This is a genomic window from Haloferula helveola, from assembly GCF_037076345.1.
In the GTDB taxonomy this organism is placed as follows: domain Bacteria; phylum Verrucomicrobiota; class Verrucomicrobiia; order Verrucomicrobiales; family Akkermansiaceae; genus Haloferula; species Haloferula helveola.
Window position 1 is genome coordinate 2,088,614 of the sequence record NZ_AP024702.1, and the last position, 26,254, is coordinate 2,114,867.

Annotated in this window: 15 protein-coding genes; 7 read left to right on the top strand and 8 right to left on the bottom strand. The window is 64.0% G+C overall.

Features of this window, described 5'->3' with window-relative positions; translation table 11 throughout:
- Window positions 1-8: 8 nt before the first annotated feature.
- From HAHE_RS07575 to HAHE_RS07585, 3 genes are read right to left on the bottom strand one after another with little or no spacing between them, the layout of a single operon-like run.
- On the bottom strand, window positions 9-8,774 hold the full coding sequence (locus HAHE_RS07575; protein ID WP_338689875.1) for a hypothetical protein: 8,766 nt from the start codon (window positions 8,772-8,774) through the stop codon (window positions 9-11).
- Window positions 8,775-8,801: 27 nt separating this feature from the next.
- On the bottom strand, window positions 8,802-11,399 hold the full coding sequence (locus HAHE_RS07580) for a hypothetical protein (protein WP_338689876.1): 2,598 nt from the start codon (window positions 11,397-11,399) through the stop codon (window positions 8,802-8,804).
- A gap of 39 nt (window positions 11,400-11,438) precedes the next feature.
- Entirely contained in the window at window positions 11,439-12,512 is a 1,074-nt protein-coding gene (locus tag HAHE_RS07585) for a hypothetical protein (protein WP_338689877.1), read from the bottom strand.
- A gap of 313 nt (window positions 12,513-12,825) precedes the next feature.
- Here HAHE_RS07585 and HAHE_RS07590 point away from each other — a divergent pair, with 313 nt between their 5' ends.
- Together HAHE_RS07590 and HAHE_RS07595 are read left to right on the top strand one after the other, a co-directional pair.
- The gene (locus HAHE_RS07590; protein ID WP_338689878.1) at window positions 12,826-13,773 is read left to right on the top strand and encodes a carbon-nitrogen hydrolase family protein; all 948 of its coding nucleotides are present in this window, start codon (window positions 12,826-12,828) and stop codon (window positions 13,771-13,773) included.
- A 49-nt stretch (window positions 13,774-13,822) separates the two neighbouring features.
- Entirely contained in the window at window positions 13,823-14,617 is a 795-nt protein-coding gene (locus tag HAHE_RS07595; protein ID WP_338689879.1) for a CPBP family intramembrane glutamic endopeptidase, read from the top strand.
- Window positions 14,618-14,632: 15 nt separating this feature from the next.
- On the opposite strand, the gene HAHE_RS07600 is transcribed toward HAHE_RS07595, so the two are convergent.
- Together HAHE_RS07600 and HAHE_RS07605 are read right to left on the bottom strand one after the other, a co-directional pair.
- Entirely contained in the window at window positions 14,633-15,652 is a 1,020-nt protein-coding gene (locus HAHE_RS07600; protein ID WP_338689880.1) for an aldo/keto reductase, read from the bottom strand.
- A 154-nt stretch (window positions 15,653-15,806) separates the two neighbouring features.
- Window positions 15,807-16,640 (bottom strand): methyltransferase domain-containing protein, encoded by an 834-nt coding sequence (locus HAHE_RS07605; RefSeq protein WP_338689881.1) that lies wholly within the window; start codon window positions 16,638-16,640, stop codon window positions 15,807-15,809.
- A 91-nt stretch (window positions 16,641-16,731) separates the two neighbouring features.
- Between HAHE_RS07605 and HAHE_RS07610 the strand changes: the two genes are divergently transcribed.
- The 4 genes from HAHE_RS07610 (at window position 16,732) to HAHE_RS07625 (ending at window position 22,443) form a co-directional block, all read left to right on the top strand.
- Window positions 16,732-17,754 (top strand): hypothetical protein, encoded by a 1,023-nt coding sequence (locus HAHE_RS07610; RefSeq protein WP_338689882.1) that lies wholly within the window; start codon window positions 16,732-16,734, stop codon window positions 17,752-17,754.
- 72 nt (window positions 17,755-17,826) lie between these two features.
- On the top strand, window positions 17,827-19,056 hold the full coding sequence (locus tag HAHE_RS07615; protein WP_338689883.1) for a Gfo/Idh/MocA family oxidoreductase: 1,230 nt from the start codon (window positions 17,827-17,829) through the stop codon (window positions 19,054-19,056).
- Between the two features lie 186 nt (window positions 19,057-19,242).
- Window positions 19,243-20,610, top strand: coding sequence for an FAD-binding oxidoreductase (locus HAHE_RS07620; protein ID WP_425510999.1), 1,368 nt, complete (start codon window positions 19,243-19,245; stop codon window positions 20,608-20,610).
- A 141-nt stretch (window positions 20,611-20,751) separates the two neighbouring features.
- Complete coding sequence (locus HAHE_RS07625; protein WP_338689885.1) at window positions 20,752-22,443, top strand: potassium channel family protein; 1,692 nt, start codon at window positions 20,752-20,754, stop codon at window positions 22,441-22,443.
- A 13-nt stretch (window positions 22,444-22,456) separates the two neighbouring features.
- Here HAHE_RS07625 and HAHE_RS07630 read toward each other — a convergent pair whose 3' ends face one another.
- Entirely contained in the window at window positions 22,457-23,794 is a 1,338-nt protein-coding gene (locus HAHE_RS07630; RefSeq protein WP_338689886.1) for a valine--pyruvate transaminase, read from the bottom strand.
- Here HAHE_RS07630 and HAHE_RS07635 point away from each other — a divergent pair.
- Entirely contained in the window at window positions 23,793-24,287 is a 495-nt protein-coding gene (locus HAHE_RS07635; protein WP_338689887.1) for a redoxin domain-containing protein, read from the top strand. The genes HAHE_RS07630 and HAHE_RS07635 overlap by 2 nt on opposite strands.
- 457 nt (window positions 24,288-24,744) lie before the next feature.
- On the opposite strand, the gene HAHE_RS07640 is transcribed toward HAHE_RS07635, so the two are convergent.
- Window positions 24,745-25,350 (bottom strand): hypothetical protein, encoded by a 606-nt coding sequence (locus tag HAHE_RS07640; RefSeq protein WP_338689888.1) that lies wholly within the window; start codon window positions 25,348-25,350, stop codon window positions 24,745-24,747.
- Window positions 25,351-25,387: 37 nt separating this feature from the next.
- Complete coding sequence (locus HAHE_RS07645) at window positions 25,388-26,254, bottom strand: NAD(P)-dependent oxidoreductase (protein ID WP_338689889.1); 867 nt, start codon at window positions 26,252-26,254, stop codon at window positions 25,388-25,390.

Consider the following 26,254-nt stretch of genomic DNA (forward strand, 5'->3'; position numbering starts at 1 on the left):
CGGAGGGATCAGCCGCCGCTCTGGCCGTAGGTATCGAAGACCAGCTTGATGTCGGAGACCTGGTCGATGAATCGGTCGATGCCCGTATCCGGGTCGGCATTGAGGGTCGCGCCGGGAATGATGAGGATCCACTCGGTGTTCCAGACGGACCGGCCGACCAAGCGGGTGTCCTTCACCGCATCGCCGAGGTCCTCAGGGTAGGCCCGGAAGTCGGAGAAGCGCCGTTGGTCGCCCAGGCGGCCGTTGAGTGAATCGAGCAGCGGAATGTAGCCGCTGACCTCGATGTCGCCGTTGGATGTCGGGAACGGCAGCGGGATCGCCTGCTCAACGATCTTCCAAGCCCGCACCTCGTCCGGATCGTCCGACCGCGACACCCGCATCATATCGAGCCCCGCCGGCACGAAGTAGATGCGCGGCGCGGCGGCCAGATCGTTGAGGACATCGTCGGTCTGGTAGCCTTCGAACGCGACGCCCACACCCGAGATCTTCGTTGCGAAGTTGCTCGTGCTGTAGGCCTGGTCGCCGCCACTGAGTGGCTTGCCGAAGAAGTTCTTGCCGGAGCTGATGTCCGAAGAGAACCGGATGACCATCCCCGGTTGCGGCACCGGTTTCCCTGTGGGGTCGGTGGCGGCTGCGAATGGTCGACACTGGTTGCGGAACTCGGAGACCTGCCAGAGGTCGTCGACACGGGAGTCCTCGAGCACCCGCTGCCAAACCGTATCGGAATCCTCGCCGGGCGACGGATACTCATTGGCCGGGGTGCCGGGCTGGACCTCGGTCGGCGGCAGGATCCTCATGAGTTCCTGGCGGAGTGACATCTCACCGGTCTCGCGCTGCGGGTTGTTGAAGCCGATCTGGCTACGGACCGAGTCGTAGTTCTGCTTAAGCTGCTCCATCGCGCGGCGGAGGCTGCCGAGCGACCGGGCCTTCAGGATCTTGCCGTAGGTCGCCGACGCAGCGGCAGGGTCGTCTATCGAGAAGTTGGTCTCGTAGTCATAGGCCGCGGTCGCGAGGTAGGCATAGCGGGCGGCAAGGTCGAATGAACTCCGGTAGGTCTGCAACGCGTGGTTGCGCGACACGCGGAATGTCATGTCCTGATAGCGTTCGAGTTGGGTCTGTGCCGCGACCCGCTTGTTGAAGGCCGCGCGCTCGTCAACGAGGCGACCGCCTTCGTCCAGCAGGGTCCGGTAACGGTCGGACAACTCGCGCAACGCCTGGATCTCCTTGAAAATCGCGATCCGGAGCACCGGCTCGTCGCCGACCTGGTCCTCGAGTTCCTTGATCCACTCCTTGATCTCGAGTTCCCGTGAATCCTGGGCCTTCGCGATCTCCAATTCGTTCTCAGCAATGTCCAGTCCGATCTTGGCGATCAACTTGCCGATCTCGAGGACGTTCTCACCGGTCAACAGGCCCGCACGGGTGCCGACAGCGGTGAATTCGATGCCCGATCGTGCGAGCGAGAGGGCGTCACCGGGAGAAATCGCCAGACCACCCGTCGGCAGTTGCACCGGCACGCCTTCGACGATCGCCTCCTTCAGCTCCCACGTCAGTTCGCGGGACGCCTTGAAGACCTTCACCGCCGTCTCGATCACCTCGATCGTATCATTCACCGCGAGCTTCACTCGGCTGAAGATCTCGTCGCGGCCCTGGTTCAGGCCGGAGGTCGTAAGGCGGGCGTTGATAAGGCGGAGAATGCGGACCGTTTCACCGGTCAGCGCGTCCCAAGCTCCGACCGCCTTGGCGATTTCGGCTTCCTGCTGGATCATCTGGTTGATGAGAACCTGCAGTTCGCCGGTCGCCCCGCGCCCTCCCCACGCCGCAGGCGCTTGGAAAGTGTAACCGGCTGCCGTGATCGGCATCTGGTTCACGAAGTTCTCCAGCGACACCTTCGGGTTGTCGAGGTCGGTATAGTTGACCGCGAAAAGGCCCGAGACCGTGTCGGAGTCATATTCGAGCGAATTCGTCGAGTTGGCGAACGTGCTGTTGAAGAGGGTCCGGATGCCGGTGTCCACGTCCTTGAGCGCGGTCTCCTTGTTCAGCACGCTTGAGCCGCTACCGGAAGGTGATGAGGCCAGATAGGCATCGTACAGGTCGCCGCCCGAAAGCGCTCCGTTGCTTCCGAAGCTTGCAAAGCCCGTCGCAGGCCGCGGCACGGTGTCATAGTTGATCTCCCGGATCGGCACATACATGTAGAGTCCGAGATCGGGGCCCTCGTAACCGGCCGGATAGAGCTTGCCCGGTCCAATCGTTCCTTCATACGGCTTGCCGAAAATCTCGATCAGCCGGTTTCGGTAGGACAGATCCTCTTGGAACGTCGAGTTGCGGAACTCCAGTTCGCTGTTGCCGATCCGACGGATCATCTGGTTGCTCTGGTTCGCCCAGTCCCACGTGGTCGTGGCGTTCTCCAGCATCGCGAGGAAACGGATATAGATCTGGTCGAAGTGCTGCCTGCCGTCCGTTCCGTCGCCGTATTCTCCGAAGTATTCGAAGAGCGGATCGAGGTCGAACATCTGCGCGCCGGCGGCAAGCCCAAGCGGATTGTAGCCGCGGTCAGCCTGATCGATGGTCCGCTGCACCGCAGCGAGATTGGCGGAAACGACCGAGATGTCGGAGTTGGTCGTGCGATCGACCTTCTGGATGCCTTCCAGGTTGGTGTTCGGGTGCTCTGCCGGCAGCAGGGCGTTGGAAGTGACCCAGTCGAAATAGGCTCCCTGTCCCGCCCGGCGCGACCACTCGTCGACGCCCCATGCGCGATCGGGGTTCGAGTCGGTGTACCCCTGCCACTGGGCCTTGGGGTCCGCCACATACTTCTCGCGGTAGGTCAGAGCGACGATCTCCGCACCGGCCTTGGCCTTGGCGGCGGCGGAGGCGGCGAACTTCCGCTCATCGAGGAAGTCGACCGAGATGACGATGTCCATGAGGTTGTAGCTCTCCGAGCGCGACACCCAGTTGAAGAACGGATGGCGGAGCAGTTCGTACTGGTTCCTCAAGGCCATCAGGTAGTGACCCCAGGCGTCGCCGTGGCCCTGCGGGTAGAGGATCATCGCATCGTCCTCGTCAATGAACCCGTCCTGGTTGATGTCGTTGATGTTGTAGTTCGTTGCGTAGGCCGCCTCTCCCTCACCCTTGGTGAAGTTCCAGAACAGCCGGTTGTAGACCGGGCGCGCGAAGAAGTCGTCGACTCCGTGAAGGAGGGAAAGCTCCTCAGCGATCGGAGACGCCATCTGGTTCTGGAAGGTGAATACGGAGGTGGACAGCGAACCGTAGTCCACGCTGCTGCTGCCGTGTCCGATGGTCGGATCGAGCGCGTCCCCGTAAGCCTCATTTCCGAGCAGGGTGTAAAAGTCCGAAATCCGGGTCGAAGCAAGCTGCAGCGCGTTGGCGATGGCCGGCGTGGATACCGGCCTCGACAGATCGATGCTCAGGCTGCGCCCGCGGTTCAGCACCGTCTCGTAGAGCTCGATCAGCCCGACGTTCTCAATGACGTTTTTGTCCGGATTCAACGCGACCGGTCCTTCGTAGCGGGCTCCGAACTGGGTGATCATGCTGGTCACCGTCGCCGGATTGTCGCCTTCAAAGTCCCGGATGCGGGCTTCGTACGGGTTCACCGCATCGAGCACGCGCTTGATCCAGCCCTGCGCGAGCTGCGCCCGGAAGTCCTTGATGCCGTCAAGGTCGGCATCGATGAGCGGCTGGGAATTGCCCGCGCCGGCCCACGTGAAGTTGACCCCCATCTTGCCGTCCGACTGCGGGACATTCCAGTTGGTGCCACTGGTGCTGTCGTTCTTGTGACGGTAGCGGACGAACCACCACGAATCGGCAAGCAAGGTCTCGGGCGCGTTCGGATTGCCTTTCAGCGTGATCTGGTAGCGCCCCTTGCCGCCATTGCCGCTCGGGTCGGGGAATAGCTTCCACGGATTCGTCTGGCCGGGCGGGATCAGGTCCGGCGGCGGGACATTCACGCTGCCGTCGTCGGGGCGATACCACCACTCGAAAACCAGATCGTCGGCATTCGCGCCGAAGTCGCCGGTCGAGCGCAGCACGATATTCTCGTCGAAGACATTGTCCGAAAGCAGCACCTGGATCGAACCGCGGTAGCGCTTCTTCCGGTCGACCTTGATGATGTGCGGCGTGATCGGCGAACCGCCGAGCGACGGATCGTTGTTCTCCACCACGGTGATGTAGCTTTCGTCGGGGAAGTCGGAACCGTCCTGCAGCTTGCCGAGCGGATCGAGGTAGGCCCCGTTCGGGATCACCGCCAGACCCGGACCATAGGCGCGCAGCGGCCGCGGGGTCTGCTCGAAGAAGTAGGAGAAGATCGGATCGAATTCGGGAAGGTTGCCCGCGGGGATCAGGCCGGCGAGGTGTTGCCCGAGGAGGTCCTCAAGGATCCGCGCGTTGAAGAAATACTGGGCCAGCAGCTGCGGGTCGCGGGTCTCGATGAACAGGCGAGTGGCCGCCGAGGTCCAGTTGGAGTCATCACTGGCCAACGCGGAGATCTCGCGCCACTCGTCGACGGTAAGGATATTGGGCTCGAGCGAGTAAACCTGAGGAGGCGCCGCGGTGAGCGTGTTGTCGCCAATGTCCTTGTCATTGAGCAGGCCGATGAACTCGAACTGACCGGCGATCGGGTCGTAGCGGAGGCGCCGCTGGAGCGATGCCGAGAGCTCGTTGAAGATGTACTTCCCGCCCTTCACGGTCACCCGCCCGGTCGCCGGCTCCAGAGCGGGAGGAAAATCACCACTGGAAAGAGAAGCCGTGCGCTTGACCAGCGCGTTGACCACGCGACCGGTCCAGTTGGTTCTGAGCAAGTCAGGGTCAGACTCGGGATTGAGCGAATCGAAGATGATCTCCGCCGAGGCAAAGGCCGTAAGCTGCGGAAGACCGGGAGCGGGATCGGAGATGCCGAGGAAAGTTTCGTCGGCCGCATTCTCGCCGCCGGAGAAGGTCAGCGTCTCGCCTGCCTTGAGGACCGGCGGATTGTCCGGCCACTCGGACTTGAAGATGACTTTCGTCGGCAGGTGGGCGCCCAGGAAAGCCGCCGAGGCAGGCGAGCGCACCGAGGATGGAAGGAATGCCACGGCATCCCCGGTCGAAGGCACCTCGACCGGGCGCGAGCTATCGAAGGTCGGCGTGTAGGTCGCGCCGCTCTTCACCACCTTGACGGGTGGGGTCTCGAGATTCGACGGCCACCAGAAGTCGGGATTGAGCGGGTAGTAGAAAGAAGCGTTGAACCAAGCCTTGTTGCCTCCCGAGATCGACCAGTAGGTCCCGCGCCAGTCCTCCCAGTAGACCTCCTGCGGGAAGAAGTTGTTGCCGAAGGTCTCCGCAGGCGGAGCCGCGCCGATGGCCACTCCGAGAGGGTAGAAGGGAATCACCGGTTCGCCCGCGTTCATCACCACGTAAGGCTGGCTGGCGAGGTTGGTGGTCGTCGCGGTGAAATTGTCGGCGAAGCGATAGAACGGCTGGTCACCGAGACTGCTCTGACGCTTCACGGTGTAGATGTTCATCTTCACCTCGTCGGCGGCGACGTCGAAGAACTGGACGAGCACGAAGGGGTCGGAGGTGTAGGCACCGGAACCCGTGGTGACGTTCGGATTCGAGTTGTTGATGTCGCCGTCCCGGAGCGCGTAGACGGCCGGCGGACGGGGAGAAACGTCGGCGAAGCGGAGCGACGGCGCCATCAGCGCGTGTTCCTCATTCGGATTGTAGCCGGGCTGGTCGGGATCCGGCTGCTGATACACCTGGACGGCCTGCAAGCGCGACGGATCGTAGGTGGTGGCCTCGGGAACTTCGCCGATGGCCGGGGCGGTCACCTGCTCGAGCCCGGTGCGGCCGAGTCCCTCGCTGCCAAACTGGCTGGCGATCACGATCTGCGGAGCGTTGACCGCGCTCGGCCAGACCGGCTCGTAGATCTTGGAAACCCACGGCCACATCAGACCGTCGTTGATACGGGGATCATCGTACCAAACGATGATCGGCAGCTCGTCGTCTGGCACACCGGGATGCTCGTTGACCGGAATCACCGGTCCCGGGAGCGCGCCCTTGTTCACGACCACCAGCGACGAGCTGTCGGCCCGGAGCTGGTCCATGTCGTAGATATCGATGGCGGCAAGTCCCTGGAGCTTGCCCTCGTCGTAGATGAACGGGTTGTAGCGGGCCCGTCCGGCGAAATCGAGGAGGTAACCGGTTCCGAGTCCGGCGCGGTCCGAGGAAGGATCGGAAATCTTCGTGCCGACCGGAACTTCCTTCGGCACCGAGTCGAGGTCGACATTCCAAGCGCGGGTATCGACAACCCGGACCTGAAGGAACTCTTTCGGTTCACCCCGTCCGACCTTCTGCAATTGCGAGAACAGCAGCACCGACATACCCGGCCGTTCGGTGGCGAACAGCCCGTCGTCATCGACCGTCGCGCCTGCGGTGGTGTACTTGATCTCCTTGAAAAGGAAGTCGTCACCCGGATCCGGATCCAGCGCGACCGCAGGCGTTCCGTGGATGTGCGGATAGTGGCCGCGGATCTTGCGCAAGCCGTCATTCGGAAGGGTCGCGATCACCCGGACTTCCACGGCATTCGCCGACTCGGGCGTTGGCCTCCATGGAACCGTGAACCGCCCGGGCACCGTCGGGAAAAGGCGTCCGCTGACCGGATCCCACTCGGCCATCAGCTCCGCACCCGGCGGAGCGACATCGGGCACCACAGCAATCGGATCCGGCACCGCGTTGATGATCGGATCGGGCTCGGCAAGGAACATCGTTGCATACTGCGGGTAGTCTTCGAAGACGTGCTTGCCGATGGTCACGTTGACGACCACCGCACCTGCGCCGTAGCGCCAGAGGACGCGAACCGGGCGACGCAGGTTCGGGATTTCGTAACCGAGCGACCCGAACTCGCCCGGGCCATCGGTGATCCACGCCGCCACCGGGCCTCCATTCACCAACGCGGGAGATCCGCTCGTTGGCAGCCCGCTGGCCGGATCGATTTCGCCTTGGGCCGAAAAGTAGTAGCCATCGCCGTTCACCCAGCCGGTCAGCGCCAGGGCATCGTCCCCCGCTCCGTCCTTGGTCGCCGAAACCACCTTCACATGGGCTCCGGGATCGAACCAGGCGACCCCGTCGATCACCGTGCTGTCCGCAAGAGTGCCGTCGGGAAGCACCTCATAGACCCTGCCGAGCGGAATCCGGGTGGGGTCATCGGCATTGATCCGGATGCCGTACTGGATCTGCCAGACGTAGGTGATCCCGCCCGGGCCGTACATGTTGAACTTCTCGACCTGCTGGCGCTGCTCGACGGTCTCGAACTCGAACCTCTTGACGTAGGTGATGTTCCGCCACGTTCCCTTGGCCAATGGCTCGCCGGCTCCTGCGACGAAATCAATCGGGATCGAGAACGTGTCGTCATCGATCTTGATGATCGAGAAGATCGCGTTGTACGGGTCATAGCCCGTGCCACTGATCTGGATCAGGTTTCCGGTCACCAGACCGTGATCACCGACGGTCGTGACTTCGGTCGCGGTTCCTCCACCGTCGGCGAATGAGCCGATCGTCCCGTTCTGGGACTCACGGATGTCGACGCCGTCGGGAGCCACATCGGGATCGAGATTCGGGTCGATCCGCACCGCGTTCTGCGCCTGGGTGAGCAAGGTGTTCGGCGGCCCGTAGGCCCGGTAGCCCTCGACCACGAAGCGGATGTCGAGACCGGGGTGACTGAAGGTATCCACCAGGGCCCCGTCGATCTGCACGACTGGTTCGGTTCCGCGAAGCACCCACTGCTTGCTCACCGGCGGATCGGGGGTGCCGGCCGCATCCGAAGCGAGTGGTCCGGCCCACGGCGTTCCGGCGATCTCCTCGACGCTCTTTGTCTTCGCGAAGTCGTGCTCAATCGTCAGTGCGTAGTAGTGCTCCCACTTCACCTGCACGTTGGTATCGCCGAGGATTTCGAAGTCATAATTCGTCGGGTCAGCCGTTTGGGCGACGTTGTTCACCGACATCCCGAGCGCGACAAACCGTTCCTCGGCGTCGTTCTTGATCAGATCGGGATCGTCGGCGGTGCTGCCGCCGAGGAAATTCGAGTGGATGTCCTTGTATACCTCCTGCGGCGCGATGATCTGGACCCGGTCGCCATGCCCCGCATTGACGGTCAGGGTGTCGAACTCGGCGGACACGAGAAGCCCTTCGTGGAATACTTGGACACCACGGACGAACGCACCGTCCCCGGCCTGCGACTCGGCACGGCTGGCGACATTGAGAATGCGGCTGGGACCGCGGAAGACCAGCTCGGGCGGAGCGAAGTCCGGGAGCACGCGGGTGGAGGGAATCACACCCGACCAGACCGTCGCCCGCGAGTTATTGCTCAGGTCGCCGCCGTTATTGAAGAAGACGTAGCGGTTGTAGACGACGTTGTTCTGGCCGTCGTTGTCGATGTCGATCCGGATGGTGAACGACTCGCCGGGGTCGAAATCGTTGAGCAACACCGTGAACGAGTCGGTGAGCCCGCTACCCGGAGTGGGAATCATGAAAGCATCTCCGCCGGGAGGATCTGTCAGCGTGATATCGCTCCAGTCGAACTCGTAGGCGGTGTTGCCGATGGTGAAGTCGAAACGGTCGATCTTCAGGTTCGGCGAGTTGTTGGTCACCGTGAAGGTCGGACGGTTCGTCGACGAGTCGAGCGACACCGTGAAGAGCAGATCGGACGGCGCGGCGGCGGCGAAGGTGGTGACACCGAGCGCCGCAAGGAGCGGAACGAGTCGTGCGCGCAAGCTGGAGAAGAGGTGCATGATTCGGAGAGCGGGAGAGTGTCGGATTCAGCGACCGTTGAGGGTGTCGATGAGACTGATGCGTTGGAGTTGGAAGCTGCCGCGGACCTTGAGGCCGATGTCCTTGTCGGGTCCGAGCGGCTTGTGGAGACCGAAGATCTCCTCCTCGTAGACACCTGAAATACGGTCCACACCGTAGCCGGCACGGGAAAGCGGCTGGTCGTCCTCCGAGAAGAAGCTGAGGTCGATCTCACGGGTGACGTCGAATCCCCGGGCATGGTCGGGATGCCGCCGGTGGCGGAACGGATTCGTCGGGTGGTTGGCGGGCAGCAGCAGCGAGGCCGAGAGCCCCGAGCCGCCGGAGCCGAAGGTTCCGGTCATCGGCAGTTCGGTGAGCAGGGCCCGTGAGGCGGCGGAGAAGGTGGTGACGATCGCGTCGATCGCCGCATTCAGTGCCCGGAGTTCGATCGATTCCGGAGTGGCGATCACGTTCTCCGATTCCTTCACCGCGGCCTCGGCAGCGGCGGCGGCGGCCACCGCGATCGAATCACTGAAACTGTCGGAAGCGATGAAGTCGGCGTAGTCGAGGGACGGCACCGAGGTCGGGGTCGGATACCGCGGCACGTCGGCAGCGAGCGCCTCCCAGCCTGCCTCGGCGGCCGCGTAGGTTCCTTGAGCGGCGAGCGAAGTGCCCTCCATCGCAGCACGTTCGAGGATGGCTTCCAGCACGATGTCCACCGCGACTTGCGCGCGCCCCTTCTGGCCCGGCTCGATGTAATCGGGCACCTTGAGGGTCAGCGCCTCGGTCTTTGCCTGGTTGACCTTGGCCACGCTTTCCATCGCCGTGCGCACCGGCATCACCGACCGCCATGATCCTCCGCCGGCGGGCTGCCAGCTGCCTTTGGTCGCGGGATCTCCGGTCGCCGCCTCGAACGGAATGCCGATGGCGAAGGAGTCAGCATCGACCACCGTGACATCGTGCTCGGCGTTGTAGGCGGGGTTGCCCGAGCCCGAAATGACGATCCGATCATTGTGGCCCAGGCCGTGCGCCGGTGCCGAAACGAGGGTCGGCACCACGGCCGGCGGCGCGAACGAAGCGATCGGGCGAGGCACATCCCAAGTTCCCTTCACCGCCGGATTTCCGCCGAAGGCCTGTGGAATCGAAAAGGTGTCGTCGTCGATCCGCGTGATCGTTTTGAGGCCGTTGTAGGAGGCTTCGCCGGAGCCGAGGATCTCGATCTGCTCGCCATTGTTCAGGCCGTGGCCGGGAGCGGTGACCGCGATTCCCGCCGAGCCGTCGCCGGTGCCGGCATAGCCGGTGATTTCGCCCGAACGGATCGACCAAACGCCGTGAGTGGCGGGGTCGGAATCGAAGGGCAGGTCGATCGTGAAGTGATCGGCATCCAGCACCGAGACGAAGTGCTTGCCGTTGAAGGCGCTCAGGGAGGAGTCACGAAGTGTGATCCGGTCGCCATCGGACAGACCGTGGTCGGGCGTCTCGACCGTGGTGGGCGCGACCTGGTTGAGCGGGCCGTAGCCGTCGACCGTCCCGCCGACCACGAAAGGAACGTCGATACTGAAGGTGTCGTCGTCGATCTTGGTGATCAGGTGGATGCCGTTGTAGGCCCCGATTGCCGAACCAAAGATCGCGATTTCGTCGGGGTCGACCAAGCCATGGGCCGGCGAGACGATTCCCGTCGCCGCACCGCTGTCAGCCGACTGGAACGAGGAGATCGGCACCGGAGTCACGCCATCGGCCGCCTCGGCTGCGGCTTCGGCAGCGTCGCGGATCATGTCGCCGAAGAGCTCGCTGGCCAGAAAGCGGTCGTAGGCCCTGTCGGTCTCGACAAAAGAAGCCGCGGTTTTCAGCGCGACTTCCTCCTTCTCTTCATCGGTTGCTCCGGGCGGCAGGGCGGCCACGGCATTGAGGATCTCCTCAAGCATCCGCAAGCCGCGGTCGTCGCCGAAGAACGACGAATCCCGTAGTTCCTCGGCCTCGCCCTCAAGCGTGTCGGTCGGACCTCCGAGGGCGATCGCCTTCACCGCATCGGGGGTCATGTGGTCTTCGAGGAAATCGTTGAAGGCACCGGCGGCATTCGACTCGGCGATGACCGTCTGGGCGGCGGACTGGGCGGCGGCGGTCACGCTCTCGACGGTGGCACCGTTCAGCTGGGCGGCGGTAGCCGCGGCGGCGGCGGCCCGCTCCGCGATCTCGTTCACGGCCCCGGTGGCCTTCGGGTCGCCAAAATCGAAAACGACACTCGAAATCCGTCGTGCCGGCTGGGGCGGAAACTGACCGTAGAGGCGTTCGTCGGTGACCAGCGCAAGATCGTTCTCGCTCTCCTGGACACCAGCTTTGCGGGCCAGAATCGCGACGTGCTTGAGCAAGCTGACCTGACCGGCGGCATCGACGTGCAGGATCAGACGCAACTTGGCGGCATCGGAGGTCGGTGTCGGGACGTTCGGATCCGGAGCGCGGGGGATGTTCTGGGCGTCCAGCGGCACGGAGACCTCGTTCACCGCGCCGAGTGTTGCCTCGCCGACCCAAAGGCCGCGGTAGGGACTCGATTGGGCGGACAGGTGTGCTCCTTGGAGCACTGCGATCCATGCCAGCGACCGCGTGATGCGGCAGAAGCTGAGATTCATGTCAGGAGGCGGGGACAGGATGTCGGGTTTCGGGTGGGATCAGTCCTCGAGGTCGTCGCGGAAACCGCGCACGGGCACCCAGGTCTCGGTCCCGAGGTCGGTGGTGATCTTCAGGAGGGAAGCTTGCTCGGGGCGCACCATCTCGGCGGCCCGGCATTCGAAGGGAATCGCGAATCCGTCGCCGGACTCAAGCGGCGGCAGGGTCTGCGACCATGCCGCGGCGGGCATCGGGACACTGGCGGTCGACGTCGGATCCGCCGGGTCGCCGAAGGTCCGGACGATCACCGAAAGCGGCACTGCCGGGGACGCGCCCGGAACGTGCTCGACGGTCGGATTGAGCGGGTGCGGGCAGTTGTTCCTCAGAATGATCTCATTCCCTCCCCGGCCCAGGAGCAGACCCAGGCGGGACGGGGCCTCGACACGAAGCGGCCCTTGGTATTCGGAGCGGCCCTCGCAGAAAATCCAGAACGCCTCTCCCGACTTCATCGCCTGGGTGGTCGGCTGCAGCACCTGCTTCCAGCGGCCGTTCACCAAGCGGTAGATCTTTTGGCCGACATGTGCGGGCGAACCGGCGAAGAACTGGCCGAAGGTCGGTCCGCCCGGAGTTCTCACCGGGAACCCGACCAGATTGTAGGCGTCCGAGCGCCACTTCACGATCGTCTGGGTCGCCGAGCCGACAGCCTGCCAGACGCAGCCTTCCTTGGCGTGGACCAGATACGCTTGGTTGCCGTGGATGGCGTCCAGCGACTTGAGAAACGACTCGGGCAATTCCGCCGAATACCAGATCCCCCAGCCTCCGCTTTTCGAAAGATCAATCGCGGAATCGGAGACAAACTGATTGGTGGTCGGGTTTTCAACCAACGTGGCCGCCTTATCGACCGGCAAACCCGAAAAGACTTTCGCGGGTGAAGTGTCGTCCGGCTCCACTTCAAGAAACACCGCGTTCCATCCCTTCGACAACGGGATGGCCTGCGTGCGACGGAGCCCCTGACCCGCGTGGAGCACATCCGGAAGACCGACTAACAGAACCGAAGCACATGCTACAAGCCACTGACAGCGAGGCACTTTCGCGAACCACTTGAACGACGTTTGGGGGAAGGCGTTACTGTCCACGGAAGGAAGTCGGTTAGAGAGGCGTCCGAAAAGACCTTCGGAGGGTTCTATGCGATACAGGGTCTCGCGGCCCTTCGTAAAGATGAATCGCCAACGCTCCCACATATTCATCCGGTATGTTTTGGTAACCATGATGTTAGACAAACCGAAAATGTGTGTCCGCATCGGCAGCTTCTGTTAGATCGTCCTGCTCGCGAACAAGAATGCCGGGCGGCTACCGCTGCGATCCGATAGAGAATCTAACAGGCAGTGTATTCCGAACGGAACGAAACGGGATTGTCGGAAGCACGTTCGCCGTCCATTGATTCCGTTCGTGGGCACGCTCATCGGATCAATTTCCGGCCGACCTTGGATCGGCGGACTCGGCGTTGCGGCATTCGCCGTGCTCGGCCTCGCCACCATCTGGCCGGAGCCGCCGCCCGACTCCCGACTTCCGTTTCCCACGAGCCGGTTGTCCGGAAGGACGAGCGTGCGGGTCGCGACAATCCAGTATGCCCCGCAGTTCGCCAACCCGATCGCCAACCGCCGCCAGTTGGTGCCGCTGATCCGTGAAGCGGCCGAAGGCGGTGCCCGGATCGTGGTGGTACCGGAAGCGGCGATCACCGGCTACATTGCCGAGGACCGGAGCGAGAACTGGCAGCGGTCGGGTCGTCCGATCGCCGGAGAATGGCAGGGCAAGGACCCGCTGAAGTACGCCGAAACCGTCCCCGGCCGGTCGACCCGTGAGTGGTCCACCCTGGCGGACGAACTCGACATCTACCTCACGATCCCGTTCATCGAGAAGGCGGACGACCGATTCTTCAACACGGTCTGCCTCGCCGGTCCGGACGGGGAAATCCACGCCCACTACCGCAAGATCCACCCCTACCCCGATACCGAGAGCTCGTGGGCCACACCGGGAGACCGCGGCCTCCAGTGCGTCGACACCGAGTTCGGCCGATTGGCGATTGCGGTGTGCTACGACATCCATTTCCTGCCGGAGAAATACGAGGCCGAGCAGCCGTGGACGCTGCTTTTCCCGACGGCGTGGGTCGATGACGAGCATCCTGCCCCGTGGTTCTGGCACGAGATGCCGAAGAAGGCCGAGAAGCACGGCTTCCACATTGTCGCCGCGAACTGGAGCGTCCGCGAGCCACGGCCGTGGCGGGGTTTCGGTTTTTCCGGGGTCATGCTCGACACAGGCCAGGTCGCGGCGACGGCCAAGAGCCTGATCGGCTCTGAGGTGGTCTTCGCCGACCTGCCGACAGCGCCCCGCCGCTGAGGGTTTTCCCGGGTTGTGGTCCGCCGTCTGCAATGGAAGCATTCCGACCGTGAATCCCGCTCCTGAGATCCCCGCCCTGCCGCCATCAATAGCGGCACCACCTCCCCTGCCCGCCGCCGCCAGGCCGGCATGGAACGGCTGGTGGACGTTGCTCTGGGCCTTCGCCCTGATGATGGCTTGGCAAACTGCCCAGACGATCGGTCTCGCGGGCTACCTCGCGGCGACTTGGGACAAGGCCGACTTCAGGGAGTTCATGAAGGACCCGATGTCGCTGATGCAGAATGCGGACGCGCTGTGGTTTGCCTCGGCACTTGGAGCCCTCGCGGTTTGTCCGCTGTGCTGGCTGGTGGGGCGCTTCAAGTCCGGATGGGGCGGATGGGACTACATGGGTAACGCCAAAGTCCGCTGGTGGCCGCCCGTCCTTTGGACCTTGGGTATCGTCGCCTTCGGCATGGGCTTCAACCTGATCGCGCCTGCCATCGGCATCGATGAGTCTCCCCAAGTGATGGTCGATATGGCCCTGAACACCAATCACATATGGCTGATGATCGCAGCGGTCGCGATCGGTGCCCCGCTGGTCGAGGAGTTCATGTTCCGCGGCGTCCTGTTCCGCGGCTGGCGGCATTCCAGGATGGGCCTGTGGGGCACGATTTTCGTCACCTCGGCGATCTGGGCCGTGCTCCACGTGCAGTACAGCTTCGCGATCGTGTTCTACATCTTCCTGATGGGAATCGTGCTGGCCTACGCCCGTGAACGCACCGGCAACATCTGGGTGCCGGTCGCCATGCACGCCCTCAACAACTCGCTGGCAGCCATCGAGTTGGTGCGCGCGACCGCGGTCTGAGGGTTTCCGTCCCGATCAGCCCATCGGGTACGGGATCTCGCGACTGACGGCGTCGATCGCCTCGATCGTCGACTCGTCGAGCTCCAGATCGATCGCCGCGAAGATCGGGTCGAGCTGCGGCTCGCTGGTCACGCCGACGATCGTGCTGGCGACGAAGTCGTGCTGCTTGCTCCACGCCACGGCGAGAGTCACCGGGTGGATCCCGGCATCCGCGGCGATTGCCATGAAGCGCTTGGTCGATTCCTCGCTGCGCGGGTTGAAGAAGCGTTTGGCCATTGCCTTCTGGCGCGGTCCGCCGTTGGCAATGTATTCGCTGAAGCGGGCACCGTCGGGAAGCGCTCCGTCGTTGTATTTCCCGCTGAGGACTCCGCCGCCGATCGGGCTGTAAGGGAGCAGGCTGACCTGTTCGCGACGGCAGACCTCGGCGAGTTCGTCCTCGAAGCGACGGTTGTTGAGCGAGAAGTTGTTCTGGATGGTGTCGAAGCGCTTCAGCGCCTCCTTGTCCGAGGTCCAAAGCGCCTTCATCAGCCCCCAGGAGTCCTCGTTGCTGGTCCCGATCGCCCGCAGCTTCCCCTCGCGCACCAGTTCGTCGAGAGCCTCGAGCGTGTCCTCGGCGCGCATCCCGTGGTCCGGCCAGTGCACCTGATAGAGATCAATGTAGTCGGTCTGCAGCCGCCGAAGCGATCCTTCGACCGCCTTGCGAATGTGATGGCGGTCGAGCGCGGCCTTGCCGTGTCGGACCGGCGGGTTGAACCAGGCGTGCGCGGCGCCGGCGACCTTGGTCGCGATGATCACGCCGTCGCGCGGACGCGTCTTCAGCCAGCGCCCGACGATCTCCTCGGTGGTGCCCGCCAGCTCGACCGTCGGTGGCACCGGATAGACTTCAGCGGTGTCGAAGAAATCGATCCCCGCATCCACCGAGCGGTCCATCACACGGAAGGCCTCCTTTTCGTCCGTCTGGACTCCGAAAGTCATGGTGCCCATGCAGACCTCGCTGACCACGATGCCGCTCTTGCCGAGTCGTCGTTGCTTCATGCCGCCAACCTGCCGATCCGCAAAGGCCGCGCAAGGTCTCAATCGGACGAATCGGGAAATGGACCGCGAGCTTCAGCTCGCCCCGGTGCTCCGGCTACCCGAACGACGGGGCGAGCTGAAGCTCGCGGTCCATGATCGATCCTGCCCGGTCGCGTCACCCCGGCTTCCGAGCGGTGAAGATCACATAGCGCATCGCCCCCAGCACGTAGGCCGCCCAGATACGGAAGAGCGTGACGCCGATTGCGCGGCTCCGCCCAAATCTCGCGAGCAGGAACCGACGCGTCCCGGAATCGGTGAAAAGCGCCTTCGTGCTGCGCCCGATGCACACCGGCCACGTGCGCTCGACCTCGCGACTGAGGTCCTCCGATTGCTCAAGCACGAGCCCCGCCGCCTCAAGCCACCCGGTTACCTGCCTCTCGGTCGACATGCCCGCAAGCCGGCCATCCTCCGCGATCGGATCCAACAAAAACCGGCGCTCCCATGGCAGCGGATCCGGGATCCGGAGCCAGCAACAAAGCACCACCCTGCCGCCCGGGCGGAGAACCCTCGCCATCTCGGCGACCGCCCGTGCCGGATCGTGCATATGCTCGAGGCTCTCGACTGCCAGCACCGCGTCGAAGCGCTGGTCCGGCAGCCCGTTGTCCATCCAGTCCCCGTGGGTGATGTGCACCCTGTCGTCGACGTCCCGCATGGCGCGCGCCGCCTGCTTTTCCGAAATGGTCAGGCCGGTCACCCGGACGTCGAAGCGTCCGGCGAGTTCGCGAGCCATCCGACCGTAACCGCAGCCGACGTCGCAGAGCCACTGACCCGAATGCAGCCCGAGCCGTTCGCCAACCAGTTCGGTCATCGCCTCGGCCGCCTGTTCCGGCGACTCGTCGCCGGTCCGCCACAAACCGTGGTGAAGGTGCTCGCCCCAGATCCGGCGATACAGCGGATCGAGGTCGTCATAGTGGGCGGCGACATCATCCGGCAGGCCCTCATTCCCCATGTCGCAGCCTGAGATTTTCCGCCATCCGACGCAAGGGATCTGGAGAAGCGGAGATTGAATCCCGGCCGGGGATCGCTTACGCCGAAACGAGATGATTCCGCTCCGAAGCATGCAGGTCCTCCTGCTCGCCACCGCCCCGGCGGCGCTCGGCGACTGGCGGCTGGACTTGCTGCGCGAGGAAGGCATCGGAACCGGAAACGAATCGCTGGAGAAAGCGCTGGCGGGATCGCGCATCGAAACCCCTGCGCTCGAGAAGCACTATCGCCAGCTCGGGTCCGAGAGTTTTCCCGACCGGGTGCGGGCCCAGCAGGCATTCCTTTCGGCCGGGCCGGACGCCCTCGATTGGCTGCGGAAGCAGCCGGCTGACGAAAGCCCGGAAGTCCGGTTCCGGGTCCAGGAGATCGAAAACCAACTCCGCTTTCCCGCGATCGGCAGCCGCGACCGGATGATCCGGCATGCAGCAGCCTCGCTGCTCGAGGCGCCGGAATCACCCGCGACCGGCGGCATCTTCTACGAGTGGTTCGGCCAGTCCCAAGAGGACCTCGGCAAACCGTATCGCAGCTTCCAGTTCGAAGTGCCGGAGGGAATGACGGGCGAAGTGGCGCGCGGCGAACTTCGGTTCAGCGGCGAGCGGGACGGCGATGATGACCAGCGGTTGATCCTCCGGTCGGCCGAGTGGCCCGGGATGGAGCGCTTCCCGGACCAGTTCAGTATCTCGGCGAAGATCGGCGGGACCGAGGGTGGCGCGGCGGCGTGGCATGTCGGAATTACGATCGGCAAGGTCCGCGCCCTGTACCACCCGGGCTACGCGGGCGGCGGTTTCCGTTTCGAACAGATCGGCACGACCCGGGAACTGACCCGCAACCAAGGCATGGGATTCACCCCGTCGACCGACGAACTCCAGCGGATGCTGGTGAAGGTGCGACGCCTTGGCGACGGCGATGCCGAGCTTTCGGTGACGATCGACCAGCCGGACTGCCAGGCATTCGAAAGCACCGTGCGGGCCCCCGCCGAAATGATCGGACCCATCGACGAAGTCAGCCTCGACCGCAGCGGGCGGACCGGTGGCGACGCCCGCTTCGACGACTTTACGATCGAGTTCGACGCCCGCTGATTCTTCGGCCTGTTCCGAGATCGCCGAAAATCGGGTTCGCGTGACCCGCGAGTTTCGAGTTTCCTCCGGCGCGTGCAGAAATCGCTTTCTTTCGCCGTGATCGGCTGCGGCTCACGCGGCCGGACCTACATGAGGATCGCCCGTGACCTCGGGCACACGATCACCGCCATTGCTGACCCGTCGGAAGCGGCCATTGAGACGATGCTCGGCATCGCCGGTGATCCGGCCCCGCGAACGTTCGCGGATGCCGACGACCTATTCGCCGAGCCGAAGCTCGCGGACGTCGCACTCGTCTCGACCCAGGATGCCCAGCACTTCGGTCATGCCTCGGCAGCGCTGCGCGCGGGCTACGACGTCCTGCTCGAAAAGCCTGCCGCCCAGTCGTCCGAGGAAGTCGAGGAGCTCGCCCGCCTCGCCGACGAAAACGGCTGCAAGCTGCTGCTCTGCTTCGTGCTCCGCTACACGCCCTTCTACCGCACGATGAAACGCGCCATCGATGACGGGCGCATCGGCGAGGTGATCTCGATCCAGGCCGCGGAAGGTGTCGGACCGTTTCACAATGCCCACTCGTTCGTCCGCGGCCATTGGGCACAGACCAAGGACTCGACGCCGATGATCATCGCCAAGTGCTGCCACGACACCGACCTGATGACGTGGTTCGCCGGGTCACCCTGCACCGCGGTCTCGAGTTTCGCGGAGATCTCCCACTTCCGCCCCGACAAGGCGCCGGAAGGATCGACCGACCGCTGCATCGACGGCTGCCCGCACGCCGGCACCTGTCTCTACGATGCCAACCAGTACCTCACCACCCAGCGACGCTGGCTTGGAATGGTCCGCCCGGATGCCGAAAAGATGACCGACGACGATGTGCGGGAGTGGTTGAAAACCAGCGACTGGGGCCGCTGCGCCTACAAATGCGGCCAGGACACGCCGGACCATCAGGTGGTCTCGATGCGGTTCGAAAACGGTATCACCGCCGATCTCACCATGACCGCCTTCGATACCGGCCGTCGGACCCGGATTTACGGAACGAAGGGCATCCTTGAGGGCGCGATCCACGCCGACGGACGCGAGCCGTGGGTTGAATGCCGGCCCCACACCGGAGGCATCGAGGAGATCCCGATCGAGGAGCAGGAAACCGGGGGCTACGCCGGCCACGGCGGCGGCGACTTTGGCCTGATCCATGCTCTCCCTGCGTTGCTTGCCGAGGCCACCAGCGACTTCATCGAAGGCCACCGGATCGGCTTCGCCGCGGCTCAGTCGGCGGATGAGGGCCGGACGGTCGAACTGACGCGAGGTTGACCACTGGCCGATCCCGGCAGAGCCTGAAAGCGAGCCGTGAAAATTCCTCCAAAACGCAACAGCTGGGTCAGCCGCGGGACCGCGGATGCCCCGTCGCGTCCGGCGTATGAGACCGGTTTTCAAGAGGACGTCTTCCGATCGCTCGATGGCGAGGTGCCGGGGAGCGAACCGGATTTCGACATCGGCATGGTCGCCGAATTGCTCGTCCAGAAGCTCGGACCGGAGAAGGTCTCGATGCGCAGCGACGACATCGAAGTCCATTCGACCGACAAGTGGTACGCCAGCCACCCGCCCGATCTCGTCGTCTTCGCCGAGTCGACCGAAGACGTGTCGAACACGCTTGAGCTCGCACATCGCCACAAGATCCCCGTCACCACGCGGGGAGCGGGAGTCGGCTACGTCGGCGGCTGCGTCCCGATGAAGGGCGGGATCGCCCTGTCGCTGGCGCGCATGAACCGGATCCTCGAACTCAACCCGGAAGACGGGGTGGCCGTGGTGCAACCCGGAGTCATCACCGGCGACTTGCAGACAGCAGCCCAGTCACTCGGCTGGGACTACCCGCCGGATCCGGCATCGCTGAAGGAATGCTCGATCGGCGGCAACATCGCCACCAACGCGGGCGGACCCCGCTGCCTGAAGTACGGCGTCACCCGTAACTACGTGCTCGGCCTGCAGGTCGTGCTGCCCGACGGCCGGGTTTTCAAATGTGGCGGGCGGGTCCACAAGAACAAGACCGGCTTTGACCTCGTCGGGCTCTTCGTCGGTTCGGAAGGCATGCTCGGTGTGGTCACCGCGGCAACCCTGCGCCTCATTCCGAAGCCTCCCGCGCGGGCGATGCTCGCCGCGGTCTTTCCCGAGTTCCGGATGGCGGCGGCGGCCGTCCAGTCGATCCTCGACGCCGGACACCTGCCGTCGGCGCTCGAAATTACCGACGACTTCACGCTACGCGCCGCCCGCAACCGGCTCGGCCCGGAGGCCTTGCCCGACGGCCAGGCCCACCTGATTGTCGAAATCGACGGCCGGCCCCGCGCGGTTGACTATGAGATCGACGAACTCGAGGCCCGCCTCGGCAAGCTCGGCTCCACCCGCATCGACCGCGCCGAGGACGAACCTTCATGCGAAGCGATCTGGAAACTCCGGCGCGAGTTTTCCTACTCCCTCCGCGATACCGGTCTGACGAAGCTGAACGAGGATATCGTCGTGCCGCGGTCGAAACTTGTCGAGTTGGTCGAGTTCGCCCGTCGCCTTGAAGAGATGACCGGTATCCCGGTGGCATGCTTCGGTCATGCCGGCGACGGCAACATCCACACCAACCTGATGGTGGCCAATTACGATGACCCTGAAGTCCGCGCCGATGCCGACAGGGCCCTCGACCAGCTCTTCACCTGGGTGCTCGAGAACGGTGGTGCCATTACCGGCGAACACGGCGTCGGTCTCGCGAAAAAACGCTGGATCGAAGCCGCGCTCGGCGACGTGAATCTCGACGTCCACCGCGCCGTCAAAAACGCCCTCGACCCCTCCGGCCGCCTCAACCCGGGCAAGTTTCTGGATTGATTCGCGGGCATCCTGCCCAATGGTTTCGGGGCGGTGTCTTGACGGGATGGAAAAAACTCCCTGTACCCGAGACGCATACCGGTTAGAAACCCACACGTTCCCCTCTTCTGCTCCGCGGTCGCCCTCGCAATGAAATCCCTGATGTCCGTCCTCACCGCCCTGATGGGCACCCGGGCGAGCCGCACCAACCTGATGGTCCTCGTTCGGCTGACCGCCGTGCTGATCGGGCTGATCACCACCTACAGCATCGTCTTCCACGTGCTGATGGAGCGCGAAGGCCAGCACCACTCCTGGGTGACGGGCTTCTATTGGACTCTCACGGTCATGTCGACGCTCGGCTTCGGGGACATCACCTTCGAATCCGACGCCGGCAGACTCTTTTCCATCATCGTCCTCGTCACAGGCGTTCTGTTCCTGCTGGTGCTGCTGCCCTTCACCTTCATCGAGTTCTTCTACGCACCGTGGATGAAGGCCCAGGAGAAGGCCAAAGCCCCGCTGAAGGTTCCCTCGGGCACCGAAGGGCACATCATCTTCACCCACTATGGCCCGGTCGCCTCGATGCTGTCGCGCATGTTGGAGGAATACGCCTACCCGTGGTTTGTGGTCGTTCCCACGCTCGAACAGGCGCTCGACCTGCGCGACCGCGGCGTGCCCGTGGTCATGGGTGACCGCAGCGATCCCGAGAGCTACCGCAGGCTGAAGGTGGAGCAAGCCGCAATGGTCGTAACGACTCTTGATGACGTCACCAATGCCAATGTCTGCTTCACCGTCCGCGAACTTTCGGACAGCGTGCCGATCGTTGCCTCAGCCAGCTCGGAAATGGTTCGCAGTGCTCTCGAACTCGCGGGCGTGACGCACATCCTCCGGCTTGAGGAAATGATGGGCCAGACGCTCGCCAGGCGGGTGATCGGCAACGACGCCGCCGCCCATACCATCGGAGACATCGAGGGCCTGATCATCGCCGAAGCCAGTGCAGCCCACACACCATTGGTCGGCAAGACGGTCGCCGAAAGCGACCTCCGCGGGCAGACCGGTGTGACCATCGTCGGCCTGTGGTCCCGCGGGAAGTTCAAGCCGGTCGATCCCGACACCAAGATCCGCGAACACTCGGTGCTGGTGATGGCGGGATCGCGCCAGCACTTCGACCAATACGACCGGCTTTTCGGCAAGCGGGATGGCAAGGCGCCTGCCCGGGTTGTCATTGCCGGCGGCGGGCGGGTGGGACGCGCCACCGCCCAGGCATTGACCGAAGCGGGCATCCACTGGACCCTGATCGAAAAGCTACCCGAACGTGTCCGCCATCTGCCGAACACCGTGATCGGCGACGCCTCGGACTTCGATGTCCTCGTCAAGGCAGGCCTGCACCAGGCCGCTTCGGTGATCGTGACCACCCACGACGACGACGTGAACGCCTTCCTCACCATCTTCTTCCGGCGGCTGAGAAACAACATGCAGATCATCTGCCGGTGCACCCAGGAATCCAACGCCGCCCGCCTCCATCGCGCGGGCGCGGACGTCACGCTGTCCTACGCCTCAATGGGCGCGAACACGATTTTCAACCTCCTCCGCAGCAGCGACACCGTGCTGCTGGCCGAAGGCGTCAACATCTTCTCGGTCTCGGTGCCGTCCTGCCTCGCCGGCATGACTTTGGCCGACTCGGCCGTGCGCTCCCGGACCGGCTGCTCGGTGCTCGCGGTGGAAGTCGCAGGCAACCGCCAGGTCAACCCCGACCCGTTCGAGCCCCTTCCCGACGAAGGGCGTCTTGTGCTGATCGGAACGCTTGAAGCCGAGCGGAAGTTCCTCGAGGTGTTCAAGCCGTCGCTGGCGAGCTAGGCGATCATAACGCTCATTCCGCCCACGCCTTCCTGACTTCCTCGCCGATGATCCGGATGCCTCCCTTCACGGCATCCTCGTCCATCGTGAAGGTCATGCGCAGGCACTCCTGGCGGTGGCGCCAAGATTCGTCCTCGAGACCGAAGAAGAAATAGTTCCCGGGAACAATCAGGACCCCCCGGGCCTTGAGCCGTTCGTAAAGCTCCCTCGCGGAGATCGGCAGGCCGGGGAACCACAGCCAGAGGAAAAGCGCACCTTCACTACGATGAATGTAGTATTCGAAGGAGTCACCGAACGATTCCGCGACCCACTCCCGGGCCATGCGCGACTTCTCGACGTAGAACGGTTTCACCGTCTCGTTCGAAATCTTCAGGATCTCACCGCTCTCGATCAGAGGCCGCGCGATCACCTGCCCGATGTTCGGATTGGACAGCCCGACAACCGAGCTCATCGATGCCACCGCACCGGCAACCTTCGGGTGTGCCACCACGATTCCCGTGCGCGTTCCCGGCAGGCCGATCTTCGACAGGCTCAGCGTCAGGATGATGTGTTCGTCCCAGACCGGCGTCGCTTCGGTGAAGATGACGTTCGGGAATGGAGCGCCGTAGGCGTTGTCGATGATCAGCGGGATGCCGTGTGCCTTCGCCAGATCCGACAGACGGGCGATCTCGCCGTCGGTCAGCACGTTGCCGGTCGGATTCGTCGGCCGCGAAACGCAGATCGCGGCAATGTCTTCGGTCACCTCGAGCTTGTCGAAGTCGACGCGATACTTGAACTCGTGCTCGCCGGTTTTCTCGATCTTCGGCGGCACCGCGCGGAACATGTCGCCGCAGGTTCCCTGGTTGGCGTAGCCGATGTACTCCGGCACCAGCGGCAGCAGGATCTTCTTGCGGCGTCCGTCGGGCATTTCGCCGCCGAGAAGGTTGAAGAGGAAGAAGAAGGCGGTCTGCCCTCCGGGCGTCACCGCGAAATTCTCCGAGCCCACCTTCCAGCCGAACTCCCGGCGGAAGAGTGTCGAGAGCGCCTCAATGAAGCGCGGATTGCCCTGGGGCGGGTCGTAATTCGCCAGCATCCGTTCGAGGGCACCGGGCTCCTCGGTGATCTCCTCCATCCGCCGTCGCCAGATCGCGTTGACTTCCGGAATGTGCGCCGGTTGACCGCCGCCAAGCATGCGGATGTCACCTCCGGCGGCGAGCGCCTCGCCGAGGTCCTTCATCAGCTCGCCGATTCCGCTTCCCGAGCCGAGCTCGAGGCCGAGTTTGGAAAATTCGAAGTCCATGGGTGTCGATCCGTTGACCAACCGGTTCGGATGCTCATAGTGGACGCCGAACCCCGAAATACCAATCATCATGGCACTCCAAACTGGCGACCCCGCACCCGACTTCACTCTTGTCAGCAAAGGACCGGAAGGTCCCGAACTCGTGACGCTCAGTGAACTGACCGGCAAGAGCAATCTGGTCCTCTTGTTCTTTCCCATGGCGTTCACTGGAGTTTGCACACAGGAGTTTTGCGACCTGACCGGTGGCATCGCTGCCTACGACGCGCTCGACGCCAAGGTCATCGGCATCTCCGGCGACAATCCGTTCGCCCAGGAAGCGTGGGCCCAGAAGGAAGGCATCGGCATCCAACTGCTCAGCGACTACGAGCACACCGCCGCCAAGGCGTATGGCGTCGCCTACGAGCAATTCCTGCCCGAGGCCAACCTGATCATGGGCGGTGTTTCCAAACGCTCGGCCTTTGTGATCGATAAGGAAGGCGTGGTCCGCCACATCGACATCCAGGAGCATCCGAAGGACCTGCCGGACTTCGATGCCGTGAAAAGCGTGCTCGAAGGGCTTTCCTGAAGTCCGCCCATCCCAACTTCAAAAGCAAAGCCGCCGGGGATTCCCTGGCGGCTTTCTCGTGTTCGCGTCCCTCGGACCGCGCGACCCCAGTCGCGCATCGGCCCACAACTTCGCTAGATCTCGTAGCCGCGAAACAGCGAACGACGGGGAGCCGTTTTCAGACAAGAACCGCAACTTCAAGCGAACCGCCAAAATCGCGAAACTCCGCGAAACCCAAAATCTGGAAGTCATCTCGGATCTCACCGATTTCGCGCAATTTCGTGGTTTTCGCGGTTCAATTTCTTCATCGAGCCCACTGAACCAACTACAGATTACCGAACCGCTGGAGGCACGAAGACGAAGGGCATCAGATCCCTCTCCGGTTCGGACTTTGCGTCTTGGCGCCTTGGCGGTTCAAAAACTCTGCCGACGCACACAAGCTACGGAGCGCGACTGGAGTCGCGCGGTCCTCTCCCCATCACTCGGCCGCGGCCGAATCGTCCTCACCGGCGTCAACCGGAGGCGGCTCGGGAAGAGGTGGCACTTCAGGAGCACCATCGGTGGCCGGCTCGGACGGCAGCAATGGAACATCGGCCGGTGCGTCCGGGTCGATCTCGGTCGGAACCACCGGAACGTCGGGGTCGCCCTCCTCGATCTGGTCGAGCGGGATGATCCCGTCACTTGGCGGCGGCGGCCAAACCTGCACTTCGCCGTCGCCGTAGGGAGTCATCGCCGCCTCGTTCTCGCCCATCACCTGGACGGTCGAGACGTAGCCGAGTTCACCGCTGTCTAGCTCGACTTTGACGAAGCTGCCGTCGTCCATGATCACCTTCATCGGCGTGCCGGCCTTGAGCAGTTTGTCGGCGTTCGCATCGCCATCCGGCCGCTTCTTGAAGAATCCGGTGCTGTCCATCGAGGCCTTGATGAACTCGCCCGGACGGTAACCGGAATCGACCACCCGGGCCGAAGAACCACCGCCGCCCGCCGTGTCCAGCGGGTCGTAGCCAGAGGAAATGGGGCCGCCTTGCTCGCATGCCGCAAGCATCAGACCCAGGACCGGGAGGGAGATCAGTCGGATGTTCATGAAGACTAACGGAACCTGACACGCACCATGGTCAGGGTCAACGGCTTATGAGGAGCATGGCGACGTGCTCGCGCATCGCCTCCCGCCAGTGCCGCGGTGCCTCTCCGAGTCGCGAAGCCAGCCGGCCCGTCGCCATCGCGGTGTGGCGCGGCCGCGTGGCGCGGAAAAAGGAAACCTCATCGAGATGCTGAACCTCGACCTCCGGGCGGGCTGCGAGCGCACCGGCTTCGACCATCTGGTCCAGAATCGCCTCGGCCATGCCATTCCAGCTCACCGGCTCGCCGGCGTTGCACGCGTGCAGCAGTTCGTTGCGGATCCCTTCCTCCAGCAACCGCTCGATCCAGCCGGCCAAATCCTTGGTGAAACATGGCAGCGAGGTCTTGTCGGCCACCGCAGCCAGCGGCTCCCCGGCCAAGGCGCGGCTGACGACCTGCTCGGGAAAGGCCGGGCGCTCGGGGCCGAAGACCCACGAAACCCGGATCACGCAGCCCTCCGCATCAAGCACGGCCCGCTCGCCCGCCGCCTTGGTGGAACCGTAGACGGACAAAGGGTTCACCTTCACGTCCTCGCCGTGGAGACCCTCGTCGGCCCCGCCGAGCACGTAGTCCGTGCTGAAATGAACCATCACCCGCCCACTGCGCCGGCACGACTCGGCGAGTTCCGCCGGCACCGCGGCATTGACCCTCTCGGCCAGAGCCGGGTCGTCCTCACAGGCCTCGAGCGACGTGATCGCGGCTGGATTCAGCAGAACATCGAAGTCAAGGGCCTCGATCCGGCTTACCAGGCCGGGAGCCGCAAGATCCCACTCGCCGCGCGGCAGTTCCAGAACCTGGTGTCGCCCCCGAAGCCGGTCGGCCAGCGCACGACCCACCCGGCCGGTGGTCCCGGTGATCGCGACACGCAT